Here is a 13,680-nt window from a genome sequence, read left to right on the forward strand (position 1 = left end):
CTGAGGTGCGAGGAGCGCAAGCCGCCGGGCCGAGCAAGCGACGAAGGAGCGCGTCGAGGTCGACGAGCCTCGAAGGGCTCGGTGAGACACGTTGCTACACCCTTCGTCGCTCGCTTCGCTCGCACCTCGGGGAGCATGGATTTCGGAACACTCACGAGTGTTCTTTCGTGGTCCACGACGGCCGCCAGGCCGCAGGTACTGAGGAGCGCCCGGAGCTTGCGGAGGGCGCGTCACGAAGGGTCACGCCGTCAGCGAATCCGAGTCCTCGGGATCGTCCTCGGCGAATTGGGTGCGGTAGAGCTCCGCGTAACGCCCGTTGCGGGCGAGGAGCGTCGGATGATCACCGCGTTCGACGACGCGTCCACCCTCGAGCACGACGATCTCGTCGGCGGCCCGGATCGTCGACAGCCGGTGGGCGATGACGATCGAGGTCCGTCCCTCGAGTGCCTCGCCGAGCGCCTCCTGGACCGCCGCCTCCGACGTCGAGTCGAGATGTGCGGTCGCCTCGTCGAGAATCACGACCGATGGCTGGGCCAGGAGCAGTCGGGCGATCGTCATCCGTTGCCGCTCGCCCCCTGACAGCCGGTAGCCGCGTTCGCCGACGACGGTGTCCAGTCCGTCGGGCAGCGAGCCGACCAGGTCGTCGAGTCGAGCCCTACGGAGCGCGTCCCAGATGTCGTCATCGGACGTGTTCGGCTCGGCGAGAACGAGGTTCGCGCGAATGGTGTCGTGGAAGAGGTGGCCGTCCTGGGTGACGAGGCCGACCGTCCGGTGCACCGACGCGGTCTGCAGTCCCCGGATGTCCACCCCGGCCAGCCGAATCGAGCCCTCGTCGACGTCGTAGAGGCGGGTCGCGAGACTCGCGATGGTCGACTTACCGGCACCCGAGCTGCCCACGAGGGCCACCATGCTGCCGGCCGGAACGTCCAGGTCGACGTGGTGCAGAACCGTCGTACCGGCTCGATTATCCAGTTGGGCAACCTCTTCCAGCGACGCCAGGGACACCTTGTCGGCCGCCGGGTAGGCGAAGGACACGTCGTCGAAGTGCACTGACACCGGCACGGGTCGCCCACTCTCGGTGCCGGGCACCGCGATCGCGTCCGGTGCGTCGGTGATGAGGGGCTGCAGATCGAGAACCTCGAAGACGCGCTCGAAACTGACCAGGGCGCTCATGATCTCGACGCGTGCATTCGCCAGGGCGGTGAGTGGTGCGTACATCCGGGTCAGCAACAGTGCCAGCGAGACCACCGCGCCCGCGGACAGGCGGTCCTGCACCGCAAGCCATCCGCCGAGCCCGTAGACCAGGGCCAGGGCGAGCGCCGACACCAGCATCAGCGTCGTCATGAAATACGCCTGCAGCATCGAGCGGCGTACGCCGATGTCGCGGACGCGGTCGGCGCGGTCGGCGAACTCGCGTGACTCGAGGTCGGGACGCCCGAACAGTTTCACCAGCGTGGCGCCGGGAGCGGAGAACCGCTCGGTCATCTGTGTCGACATGCGGGCGTTGTGTTCGGCTGCCTCGCGGGACAGCGCGGCCATGCGGCGGCCCATCCGTCGCGCGGGAATCACGAAGACCGGCAGCAGGACCAGTGCCAGCAAGGTGATCTGCCAACTGATCGCCAGCATCACCGCGAGCGTCAGGGTGAGTGTGACGATGTTGCTCACGACGCCGGACAGGGTGTCGCTGAACGCGCGCTGGGCACCGATGACGTCGTTGTTGAGCCTGCTCACCAGGGCCCCGGTGCGCGTGCGGGTGAAGAAGGCGACCGGCATCTGCTGCACGTGGTCGAACACGGCTCGGCGCAGGTCGAGGATGAGACCTTCGCCGATGTTCGACGACAGCCACCGGACCCCGATGCCCGCGCCCGCCTCGGCGACGGCGATCACCGCGATGGCGACCGCGAGTCCCGCGATCATCGACGCCGAGCCGCCCTCGGTGATGAGGTTGACGACCCGGCCCGCCAGCAGCGGGGTCACCACCGTCAGCACCGCGGTGAAGACCGACAGCACGAGGAACAAGGCGATACGACGCCGATGGGGCCGGGCGAAGTCGCCGATGCGGCGGAGTGTCACCCGGCGGTCGCCCCGCAACCGCTTGCTGCTGGGCTGGGTGGAGGACTTGTACATCATGTCCCAGGCCACGGACTGCATGCTCATGCCGTCCACGGTAGAACTTCAAGTTGGCTTCAAGTCCAGTGTGTTCGCTTCCGGAGGAATCGCCGGCAGCGAACACGCAGCGTCGTCGGTCCCGGCCGAGTGGCGGCGACGGGCTGGCGACGTCGGCATTTCCGGGCATGCTCTACGTTGGTATGCGAGGTCACAACACGATTCGGCCGACAGACGGGCCGGCCCGGGCCGGTGGTGAGGCCGGCGGCAAAGGAGCGACGGACATGGCAGAACTCAAGCTCGGTTTCAAGGCATCGGCGGAGCAGTTCGATCCGCGCGAGCTGGTGGAGATCGCGGTCGCGGCCGAAGAGCACGGCATGGATTCGGTTGCGGTGAGCGATCACTTCCAGCCCTGGCGGCACAACGGCGGGCACGCGCCGTTCTCCCTCGCCTGGATGGCCGCGGTCGGTGAGCGCACCAAGCGGGTGCAGATCGGCACCTCGGTGATGACCCCCACCTTCCGGTACAACCCCGCGGTCATCGCACAGGCCTTCGCCACGATGGGCTGCCTGTATCCCGGCCGCATCATGCTCGGCGTCGGAACCGGCGAAGCACTCAACGAGTACGCGACCGGCTTCCAGGGGGAGTGGCCGGAGTTCAAGGAGCGGTTCGCGCGCCTGCGCGAGTCGATCAAGCTCATGCGCGAACTGTGGACCGGCGAGGAGATCAACTTCGACGGTGAGTACTACCACACGCAGGGCGCCTACATGTATGACATTCCGGAGCAGCCGATCCCGGTGTATGTCGCCGCCGGCGGCCCCGTCGTCGCCCGTTATGCCGGCCGTGCCGGTGACGGTTTCATCTGCACGTCGGGCAAGGGTTCTGAGCTCTACACCGAGAAGCTGCTGCCGGCGGTCGCCGAGGGGGCGCAGAAGGCCGAGCGAGACCTCGACACCATCGACAAGATGATCGAGATCAAGATCTCCTATGATCCCGATCCCGAACTCGCGCTGGAGAACACGCGATTCTGGGCGCCGCTGTCCCTCACGCCGGAGCAGAAGCACAGCGTCAACAGTTCGACGGAGATGGAGCGCCTGGCCGACGAGCTCCCCATCGAGCAGGTCGCCAAGCGGTGGATCGTGTCGTCCGACCCGGACGAGGCCGTCGAGAAGGTCAAGTTCTACACCGACGCCGGGCTCAACCACCTGGTCTTCCATGCTCCCGGGCACGACCAGCGCCGGTTCCTCGAGAACTTCGAGCGCGACCTCGCCCCGCGCCTGCGCAAACTCGCCTGACCCTTTCTCCCGTCCGCTGAGTTCCCCCGCCGGCTGAGTTCCCCTCCGCCGGCTGAGTTTCCCTCCGCCGGCTGAGCCTGTCGAAGCCCCCCCATGGCCCGAAGCTGCGCAATGCGCGGCTTCGGGCTATGGAACCGGTTGGCCGACAGCGGAATCGAGCATTTCGAGTACGCGCCTGACCGGTGGTAGTTCCACTCCGGCCTGACGCACCCGTACCCGGACCTCGCGCACTGGCGTGGGGTCCACGATGGGGACCGCCACGACGCCCGGTGGCAGGTCGATCAGCGCGAGCCGAGGGACGACGGTGAGTCCGACGCCGGCCGCGACGAACCGGATCGCGGTCGGATAGTCCTGTGTCTCCACGCTGAAGTCGGGTACGAAGCCGACCGAGGTGCACGCGTCCAGCAATCCCTGCCGGCAGGGGCCGCGCGCCACGTCGTTGTCGACCCACGGGACCCGGGACAGTTCACGCAGCGTCACCGACTCGAGCGCGGCCCACGGTGAATCCTCCGGTACGACAGCGTGATAGGGGTCCGTCGTCAGCCGGCGACCAACGAAACCGGCGACGTCGGTGGAGGGCCGCTGACCGTCCTCGACGTAGATCTCGATGTCGGGCGATGCCGACGACGGACCCACGAGTTCGATGAGGCGCAGATCCAGTCGCAGTCCGGGGAACTCGCGGGAGATCGCGGCGACGATCGGTGGGATCCAGGTGGCGCCCGCGGAGGCGAAGTAGTTGATCCGGAGCTGGCCGAGTCGGCCGTCGCGCAGTTCTGAGATCAGACCGTCGACGCGGGCGATCTGCTCGAAGACCGGGTCCGACTCACGAGCCAGGGTGATGCCGGCCGCGGTGGGCACGATGCCGCGCCCGTCGCGCTCGACCAGCGACAGTCCGGTCTCGCGCTGGAGCGTGGCGATGTGCTGACTGACCGCCGACGGGGTGTAGCCGAGCGCGGCTGCCGCGCCGCCGATGGACTGCTCGCCGATGACCGAGCGCAGGACTCGAAGCCGGTGGATGTCGACCATGCGGCGACAATACAACGGCCACAATGCAGTGTCACTGAATTGTCAGGTACATATATTCACTTGTGCTGAATTGCCAGATGGGTGAATCTGGAGGGCATGTCCTCGCGTCTGCCGGCAGCTTCTGTGTCCGCCTCCGCATCGCTGCCCGCGCTCGCCGCGATCGTCACCGTCGTGCTGTGGGCGTCGGCGTTCGTCGGCATCCGGGCGCTCGGCGACACGTTCTCCCCGGGCTCGATGGCGTTTCTGCGGTTGCTCGCCGCGGTGATCCCGTTGACGGTCATCGTGGCGGTGGTGCGTCTGCGCTCACGGTCGGCCGGCGTCCAGGCCCGGCCGCTCCTCCCGCGAGGTCGCGCGCTCGGCATGGTGATGGCGTACGGCGTCGCCTGGTTCGCGGGCTACACCATCCTGCTGAACTGGGCCGAGCGTCATCTCGACGCCGGGACCGCGGCGTTGCTCGTGAACCTGGCGCCCATCCTCGTCGCCGTCGCCGCGGGTTTGTTTCTGGGCGAGGGTTTTCCACGTCATCTCGTCATCGGCATGTCGATCGCCTTCGGCGGCGTCGTGCTGATCGCCCTCGGCGGGTCCGCGACCGCGGACGCCCACGCCGACTGGCTCGGCATCGTTCTCGGGGTCGGTGCGGCGGTTCTCTACGCAACAGGCGTGCTGATCCAGAAGTCCGCACTGCGCACCGTCGACGCGCTGACCGCGACGTGGCTGGGTGCGGTCGCGGGTCTCGTGGCCACCGCGCCGTTCGCGCCGGTCGCCGTCGCCGAGTTGGCCGGAGCGCAGTCGGAGGCGATCTGGGCGGTGATCTACCTCGGCGTCGGACCGACCGCGATCGCGTTCTCCACGTGGGCCTACGCCCTCGCGCGCACCGATGCGAGTGCGATGGCGGCCACGACCCTCGTGGTCCCCGCGATCGTCATCGTGCTCTCGTGGGCGCTGCTCGGCGAACTGCCCACCGGTGTCGGCATCGTCGGTGGTCTGCTCTGCCTCGCCGGTGTCGCCATCGCGCGCCGATTGCTTCCGATGAGCCCGCGAGTCGGCCGCCGTCCGCGTAACCTGGACCCATCGTCGTCGCCGATGACGCCTCTCGACCCACGACGGGTTTCCGGCACGACCGCAACCGAGGGGACACCGCCATGCGCAAGCTCGCCACCGGTCTCGCGATCGGTGGATCGCTGATTCTCGGAACGACCGCAACGCTTCTGGCCGTGGACTCGGAATCGCCCGCGGCGTCACCGAGCCAGGGGTGCGGCCCGCTCTCCGGTGCCGGCCCGATCCCGGGTTGTTCGTTCCGCGTGGACGGGACCCGCCTGCAGATCAGCCTGTACAACAATGCGACGCGTAACCCGGCGGTGGTGTGCACCCTGACGCCCAGCGGAGCGCTGCACCCCACGGACACGACCACCATGGCGCCGGGCGCCCGCGGGACATTGGGAGCCGCGGTGTTCCCGAACGCCTCGCGCACGTTCTTCGTCGATTGCCGCGGGGGCGGCGCGGGCACCGACCGCGTGGCGCGGCAGACCACGATCACCGCACGCGCCGAGGCGGCGCCATCCGAGCGGACGACGCCACCGATTCGTCGCTCGTCACCTGCTCCGGCCCCGTCGGCCCCCTCCTCGTCGCTCGACTCGGACGACCCCGCCGACGTCACGACCACCCGGCCGAGCACCGAGGATCCCGCTCCCGAGCGGACCGCGACCACGACGCCGACGATCACGACGACCACCACGACGGTTCCCGCCTCATCCTGATTCGCTACGGTTTTCGCATGGATCGTGACCGCATGGTGGATGTCGGAGTCGGGCTGGTGTCCCGGTTCGGGGCCAAGACGCTGAGTTTGACGTCGGTGGCACGGCACGCCGGGGTCGCGCGGGCCACCGCGTACCGGATGTTCGGCGGCCGCGAAGCGCTGGTCACGGCGATCGTGGAACGCGAGGTCGCACTACTGCGAGTGAAGTTGATGGAGTGGTCGGCTAGTGCGCCCGACGCGGCGGGCAAGATCCACGCCCAGGTGGTGAACGTGCTGCCCTACATCCGCAACCACGACGCGTTGCAGTACGTGCTGCGCAAGGAGCCCGAAGAGGTCGTGCGCGCTCTCGTGGCCACCACTGATTCGGCCGGGCCCACGCTCATCCATCAGATCGTGTCGGAGACGCTGCCCGATCTCGAACCCGAGATCGGGGACCAGCTGTTCCCGAACCCGCGTGGGGCCGCGGAGTTCCTCGTGCGCACCATCTATTCCCTCATGCTCATCCCCAACAGCTATCTGAGCGACGAGCAGATCGCCGAACTGGTCGTCCGGGCAGTCGTACGAGAAGACACCGGGGGAGACGGCTCCGCAGGCGGCGCGTCGGCCGGCGGCACCGGAGCGGGCGTGGCTCGATGACCGGCGACGAGCGCTTGTCCGACGAAACCGCGATCCCCGTCGTCCAGATGCGCCGTCCGCGATGGGGAGACCCGGCGCACTCCGCCGAACTGCCCGGGGCGGCGGCAGCGCTCGCTGGTGGCGCCGAAGCCGACACGGGCGTCGACCCGACATCCATCACGCTCCCGCGACCGATCGTGAACGCTGATGTCCGAGATGAGCTCTCGGCGATCGTCGGCATCGACAACGTCTCTGACGCCGATGCGTCGCGGGTCCAGCACACGCGCGGGTACTCCACGCCGGACATCCTGCGGTTGCGTGCGGGCGACGCCGACGACGCACCCGACCTCGTGGTGTTTCCCGGCGACCACGATGAGGTGGTCGCGATCCTGCGGTTGTGTTCGGGGCGGCGGATCGCGGTGGTGCCCTTCACCGGCGGCACCTCCGTGGTGGGTGGTCTGACACCGGACCGCGCCGGCTTCGACGGTGTGATCAGCCTCGATCTGCGACGACTCGACCGCATGGTGGAGGTCGACGAGATCTCCCGGATGGCGACCCTCGAAGCGGGCCTTCGGGGCCCGGCAGCCGAAGCGTTGCTGCGCGAGAAGGGTTGGACCATCGGGCATTTCCCGCAGTCCTACGAAGGCGCCGGGATCGGTGGCTACGCGGCCACCCGCTCCGCCGGGCAGTCGTCGGCCGGCTACGGGCGTTTCGACGAGATGGTCGAGGGCCTCGTGCTCGCGACCCCGCGCGGAACGATCGAGCTCGGTACCGCTCCGCGCTCGGCCGCCGGACCCGACCTGCGTCAGCTGGTCCTCGGTTCGGAGGGCGTGTTCGGTGTCATCACGAGCGTCCGGGTGCGCATCCGGCCGGCCCCGACGACCCGCGTCTTCGACGCCTGGCGATTCGGCTCGTTCGCCGACGGCGCGACCGCGCTTCGCCGGCTCGCCCAGGACGGTCCGCTGCCGACGGTCCTCCGACTGTCCGACGAGGTGGAGACCGCGCTGAATCTCGCCGATCCAGCCGGCGCCGGGAGCGGAGCGAGCGGGCCGAATGATGCCGGCGCCGGGAGCGGAGCGAGCGGGCCGAATGATGCCGGCGCCGGGAGCGAAGCGAGCGGGCCGGATGATGCCGGCGCAGGGTGTCTGGTCGTCGCCGGTTATGAGGGTGCGGCCGACGAGGTGGCGCGCCGACGCGACGCGGCATCGGCGGTCTTGACCGGTGCCGGGGGCAGTGCGTTGGGTGATGGTCCCGGGGAGGCCTGGCGTACAGGCCGTTTCGCGGCACCATATCTGCGCGATCCGCTGCTCGATGCCGGGGTGCTGGTCGAGACGCTCGAGACCGTCGCTTTCTGGTCACGCCTGCACGACGTCCGCGTCGCGGTGACGGCCGCCCTCACGGACTCGCTCACCGCGTCGGGTACGCCGCCGCTGGTGATGTGCCACATCAGCCATGTCTACGAGTCGGGGGCCTCGCTGTATTTCACGATCGTCGCACCGTTCGGCGACGATCCGCTTGTGCAGTGGGCGGCGGCGAAAACCGCGGCCAATGCTGCGATCCGGGCGTCCGGCGCCAGTATCACCCACCATCACGCGGTCGGGCGGGATCACCGCGACGCCTACCACGATGAGATCGGGCCGCTGGCGCTCGACGCATTGCGGGCGGTGAAGGCGTCGCTCGACCCGGCCGGGGTGTGCAATCCCGGGATTCTGATCTGACGCTCCATCCGACGACCCGGTGCGCCGTCCGCCCGCCACTATGCTGGGGCGCATGGCCACGGATGCAGTCCAGACCGCGAACGCCGACGGATCCGCGAGTGCGGACCAGGTCGTCGCCGACCCCACGACCAACATCTATGTCGCCTCTGCCGAGGGTGAGACCGGCAAGTCCATCGTCGCGCTGGGATTGCTGGCACTGCTGTCGGCCACCGGCGGTCGGGTCGGGGTGTTCCGGCCGATCTCGCGGACGGCCACCGACGAGCGCGATCCGATCCTCGATCTGCTGATCGATTACGACTCGGCCGACATCCCCTACGAGGACTGTCTCGGCGTCACCTATCAGCAGGTCCACGACGATCCCGAGGGTGCGGTCGCCGAGATCGTCGCCCGGTTCCACGCCGTCGAGTCCCGCTGCGACCGCGTCGTCATCGTGGGTTCGGACTACACCGACGTGGGCACGCCGTCGGAGTTGAGCTACAACGCCCGGATCGCCGCGAATCTCGCGGCCCCGATGGTGTTGGCCATCAGGGCCATCGACCGTTCGCCCGAAGAACTGCACGGTCTGGCCGAGGGCATGATCGCCGAGGTGACCGCCGCGCATGCGACCCCGGTCGCGCTGGTCGCGAACCGGTGTGACCCCGATCGGCTCGACGACATCCGGGAGCAGTTGCGCAGCACCAGCTTTCCGGCGCTGTGCCTGCCGGAGGAGCCGGTCTTGTTCGCGCCGACCATGGGCGAGCTGAAGGAGGCGCTCGGCGCGACCATGTACAGCGGCGACGAGGAACTGCTGGATCGTGAGGCGCTGCGGGTGATGGTCGGCGGGATGACGGTCGAGCACATCCTGGAACGGCTCACCGACAGCACGGTGGTCATCACACCCGCCGACCGGTCGGATGTGCTTCTCGCGCTCGTGAACGCGAACACCGCACAGGGTTTCCCGCGCCTGGCCGGGATCATCCTCAACGGCGGGCTGAAACCGCACCCGATGATCGAGGCGTTGGTGAGCGGTCTGAAACCGACCCTGCCGATCATCAGCTGTCCTCAGGGCACGTACGACACCGCACGCACGGCTGCCCATACGCGTGGCCGGCTCGGGGCGGGCTCGGCGCGCAAGATCGAAGCGGCGCTGTCACTGATGGAGACCCACGTCGACCCCGAGAAGGTCATGCTCAATCTCAACGTGTCGACGCCGACCGTGGTGACACCGCAGATGTTCGAGTACCGCTTGATCTCCCGCGCGAGAGCCGACCGGAAGCACATCGTGTTGCCGGAGGGAGATGACGACCGAATCCTGCGTGCGGCCAGTCGGCTTGCCCGGCGTGGTGTCGCCGACCTCACCCTGCTGGGCAATCCCGACGCGGTGCGGGAACGTTCCATCGAGCTGGGACTCGACCTCGCCGAGGTGACGGTCATCGACCCCGCCGAGTCGGAGTATCTCGACGAGTTCGCCCGGATCTACACCGATCTGCGCAAGCACAAGGGCATGGATCTCGAACGGGCACAGGAGAAGATGCGGGACGTGTCCTACTTCGGCACGATGATGGTGCACACCGGGCGCGCTGACGGGATGGTGTCGGGTGCGTCGCACACCACGGCACACACGATCCGGCCGGCCTTCGAGATCATCAAGACGAAGCCGGGGGTGTCGACCGTCTCGAGCGTGTTCTTCATGTGTCTGGCCGACAAGGTGCTCGCGTACGGGGACTGCGCCATCGTCCCCGATCCGTCCGATGAGCAACTCGCCGACATCGCCATCTCGTCGGCGCAGACCTCGGCGGCCTTCGGCATCGATCCCCGGGTCGCGATGCTGTCCTACTCCACGGGGACCTCCGGATCGGGTGCCGATGTCGAGAAGGTGAAGACGGCAACCGAACTCGTACGTAAGCGGGAGCCCGAGCTCCTCGTCGAGGGGCCGATCCAGTACGACGCCGCGGTGGAACCGTCGGTGGCGAAGACCAAGATGCCCGATTCGCCGGTCGCCGGGCGCGCGACCGTGCTGATCTTCCCCGACCTGAACACCGGTAACAACACGTACAAGGCGGTTCAGCGGAGCGCGGGTGCGGTCGCGATCGGCCCGGTGTTGCAGGGTCTGAACAAGCCGATCAACGATCTGAGTCGAGGAGCTCTCGTCTCCGACATCGTGAACACCGTGGCCATCACCGCGATCCAGGCCCAGCAGGAGGGTGTGGACCCGATCGCCGAGAACGCCGGCGCCGCCGACTCCGAGGCCCGTCGATGAGCGCCGCGGCCGGCGCGGTGCTGGTGTTCAACGCCGGCTCGTCGTCGTTGAAATATCAACTGGTGCAACCGGCCGACGGCACGGTGCTCGCAGAGGGTATCGCGGAACGGATCGGCGACTCCGGCTCGTCGATGACGCATGAACAGAACGGGGAGACGGTCACCGAGACGCTGGAACTCGACGATCATCTCGCCGCGGTCCAGCGTGCGGAGCGGTTCTTCGCCGATAACGGAACGGATCTGGCTGACGCGGGACTGAGCGCGGTCGGGCACCGGGTGGTGCACGGCGGCAGGTCGTTCTACGAACCGACTGTGGTGACCCCCGAGGTGATCTCGGAGATCGAGCGGATCTCCCCACTGGCGCCGCTGCACAATCCGGCGAACCTGGTCGGCATCCTGGCTGCGCAGGAGTTACTGCCCGACGTCCCGTCGGTCGCGGTGTTCGACACTGCGTTCTTCCACGGGCTCCCCGATGCGTCGGCGACGTACGCGATCGACCGTGCGGTGGCCGAGGAGCATGCGATCCGGCGCTACGGGTTTCACGGCACCAGTCACGAGTACGTGTCCGGCCGGGTGGCCGAGTTCTTGGACCGCAACCCGGCGTCGCTGAACCAGATCGTGCTGCATCTCGGCAACGGTGCGTCGGCTTCGGCCATCGCGGGCGGTCAACCGATCGACACCTCCATGGGTATGACCCCGCTCGAGGGGTTGGTGATGGGAACCCGCAGCGGCGACATCGATCCCGGGTTGGTACTGCACCTCAACCGGGTGGCCGACCTGTCCGTGGCCGAGATCGACACGCTGCTCAACAAGCGCTCGGGACTTCGAGGTCTGTGTGGCGAGAACGACTTCCGCACCATCGCCGAGTTGATGGAATCCGGTGACGACGCCGCCGGACGCGCCTTCGACGTCTACATTCACCGCCTCCGCCGCTATGTCGGTGCCTACGCCTTCGCTCTCGGCCGCGTCGATGCCATCACCTTCACCGCCGGGGTCGGAGAGAACTCGGCAATTGTCCGCGCCCGGGCGCTGGCGGGGCTGGAGCGGTTCGGGATCGTGGTCGACAAGGAGCGGAACGCTGTGCGCAGCAAGAATGCTCGACGCATCTCGGCTGATGACAGCGCGGTTGACGTGCTCGTGGTGCCGACCAACGAGGAGCTGGCTATCGCGCGGCAGTCGGCGGCGGTGGTCGGGGGTTGACTCACAGCAGGCCGGACGTCTAGCTGATCGAATCTAACGACCAGAGCGCAGAACGGTTCGAGTAGCGACGCCCTTACCACGCACCTCCGACAAGATTCGCTCTGTCACCAGACGACGAAAAGCGTTGCACACCAGAGGCATAACCGCTACACTCGAACATGTATTCGTGAAATCGTCTCCGGGGGGTGACCATGTCCGACGGATCCGCCTCGCTGCAACCACGTGCCGTCGAGCTGGTGACCGAGCTGCACGCGATCCTCGACGAACTGCAGGCCGTCGATCTGTCCCCGTGTACCGACGACGAACTGATCGACGTCGCCTCCGCCACTGAACGCGCAATCGCGCGAACCACTTTCGCCGGTGACCGACAAGTCGCCGAAGTCGAGGCTCGTGATCTGCCGCGCAAGACCGGGTATCGCACCCTCATCCAGTTCATGAACCACCGCCTCCGCGTGTCCAATCCGATGCGACGGCGCAAGCAGCTCAACGCCACCGCAGCGCTAACGTGCCTCAACGGCGAACGGCTCCAACCCGAACAGCCCTCACTGTCAGAGTCTTTCGCTGACGGCTCCGTCGGAACCGCGCACGTCCACGCCGCGCTCGACGTCCTCGACCAGATCCCCAGCGCCGTCGAGCACGATGTGAAGGTCGCCGCCGAACGGCAGATGGCCGAGATCGCCGAAATCCACACCCCCGCGGAGATCACGCAGCTCGGCGCACGGCTGCTCGCCCATCTCGATCCCGATGGCACCCTTGCCGACGAGAACGAGCGGAAGCGGCGTCGAAATCTATGGGTCAATCGGCAACGCGCCGACGGCACCGCGAAGATGACCGCCACCCTGACGCCCGAGTTGGCCGCCCGGGTCACCATGCTCCTGGCGGTGTGGGCCAAACCCGGCATGAACAATCCCAACGATCCGCATTCGCCCACCGGGTCATTCGAAGACGCCGACCCGGACACCCTCGTTGCCGCGGCGGAACGTGACGATCGCACTCCGGCCCAGATCAACCACGACGCACTCAACGCGCTGCTGAAAGCAGTGCTCGAGGACGGGCTGCTCGGGAAGTCCCACCGCGGCCTACCCGTCCAGTTGATCATCAAGGCCGATCTCAAGGACCTGATCCGCGAAGCCGGCATCGCCACCACCGCCACCGGAACGCTCCTACCCATCACGGATCTCATCGATCTCGCCGCCGATGTTCAGCCCTGGCTCGCGATCTTCAAAGACGCCACCGCGGTACCGCTGCACTTCGGTAAGAGCAAGCGCCTTGCCACCCGCGAACAACGCCTCGCCTCGTTCGCCCGCCCCGACGGCGAGGTGTGCTCGGCCCCCGGTTGCGATCAACCCGCGACCCACGTCGAAATCCATCACGCCGAACAAGACTGGGCCAAGGGCGGTCTCACCGACATCGACGACCTCGCCCCCGCTTGCCCACGCCACAACCGCATGGTCGGTGACAAACCTGGCCAGTACACCACGCACATCGAACGCTCCGGCCCCGACGAAGGCCGCTGCGTCTGGCGTTTGAACGCCGAACCCGGCGCGCAACCCAACCCCGACCGGGTCAACCGCCGGCCCGACATGCCGAGTCGGTTCACGACACATCTGAACACCGTGCGCGACGAGATCCACGGACCACCAACTCAAGGGTTTCGCGGGATCGGTCGGCGGACCCTTCGTGACGCGCCCTCCGCAAGCTCCGGGCGCTCCTCAGGGAGCAGGGC

Annotated in this window: 10 protein-coding genes; 8 read left to right on the forward strand and 2 right to left on the reverse strand. The window is 67.9% G+C overall.

Going from position 1 to position 13,680, the window contains the following annotated elements:
* Positions 1-240: 240 nt before the first annotated feature.
* On the reverse strand, positions 241-2,157 hold the full coding sequence (locus ACFW3F_RS20825) for an ABC transporter ATP-binding protein (RefSeq protein WP_388060781.1): 1,917 nt from the start codon (positions 2,155-2,157) through the stop codon (positions 241-243).
* 233 nt (positions 2,158-2,390) lie between these two features.
* On the opposite strand from ACFW3F_RS20825, the gene fgd reads away from it, so the two are divergent.
* Positions 2,391-3,401 (forward strand): glucose-6-phosphate dehydrogenase (coenzyme-F420), encoded by a 1,011-nt coding sequence (gene fgd / locus ACFW3F_RS20830; protein WP_388060783.1) that lies wholly within the window; start codon positions 2,391-2,393, stop codon positions 3,399-3,401.
* 126 nt (positions 3,402-3,527) lie between these two features.
* Here the strand turns inward: fgd and ACFW3F_RS20835 are convergent, their stop codons facing one another.
* Positions 3,528-4,427, reverse strand: coding sequence for a LysR family transcriptional regulator (locus ACFW3F_RS20835; RefSeq protein WP_388060785.1), 900 nt, complete (start codon positions 4,425-4,427; stop codon positions 3,528-3,530).
* A gap of 96 nt (positions 4,428-4,523) precedes the next feature.
* Between ACFW3F_RS20835 and ACFW3F_RS20840 the strand changes: the two genes are divergently transcribed.
* From ACFW3F_RS20840 to ACFW3F_RS20870, 7 genes are all read left to right on the forward strand, one after another.
* Entirely contained in the window at positions 4,524-5,612 is a 1,089-nt protein-coding gene (locus ACFW3F_RS20840; RefSeq protein WP_388060787.1) for a DMT family transporter, read from the forward strand.
* Positions 5,570-6,184 carry a hypothetical protein gene (locus ACFW3F_RS20845; protein ID WP_388060789.1) on the forward strand — a complete coding sequence of 205 codons (615 nt, stop codon included), beginning with the start codon at positions 5,570-5,572 and terminating at the stop codon, positions 6,182-6,184. Before ACFW3F_RS20840 ends, ACFW3F_RS20845 begins: the two co-directional genes overlap by 43 nt.
* A 17-nt stretch (positions 6,185-6,201) precedes the next feature.
* A complete protein-coding gene (locus ACFW3F_RS20850) occupies positions 6,202-6,819 on the forward strand; it encodes a TetR/AcrR family transcriptional regulator (RefSeq protein WP_388060791.1) in 618 nt (205 codons plus the stop codon).
* Complete coding sequence (locus ACFW3F_RS20855) at positions 6,816-8,516, forward strand: FAD-binding oxidoreductase (RefSeq protein WP_388060793.1); 1,701 nt, start codon at positions 6,816-6,818, stop codon at positions 8,514-8,516. Before ACFW3F_RS20850 ends, ACFW3F_RS20855 begins: the two co-directional genes overlap by 4 nt.
* Before the next feature lie 40 nt (positions 8,517-8,556).
* Positions 8,557-10,755 carry a phosphate acetyltransferase gene (gene pta / locus ACFW3F_RS20860; RefSeq protein ID WP_388060795.1) on the forward strand — a complete coding sequence of 733 codons (2,199 nt, stop codon included), beginning with the start codon at positions 8,557-8,559 and terminating at the stop codon, positions 10,753-10,755.
* Positions 10,752-11,954, forward strand: coding sequence for an acetate kinase (locus ACFW3F_RS20865; RefSeq protein ID WP_388060797.1), 1,203 nt, complete (start codon positions 10,752-10,754; stop codon positions 11,952-11,954). The genes pta and ACFW3F_RS20865 overlap by 4 nt, the downstream gene beginning before the upstream one ends.
* Positions 11,955-12,145: 191 nt before the next feature.
* A partial coding sequence (locus ACFW3F_RS20870; protein WP_388060799.1) for a DUF222 domain-containing protein occupies positions 12,146-13,680 on the forward strand: 1,535 nt, incomplete at its 3' end.

Source organism: Gordonia sp. NPDC058843, from assembly GCF_042743165.1.
In the GTDB taxonomy this organism is placed as follows: Bacteria; Actinomycetota; Actinomycetes; order Mycobacteriales; family Mycobacteriaceae; genus Gordonia.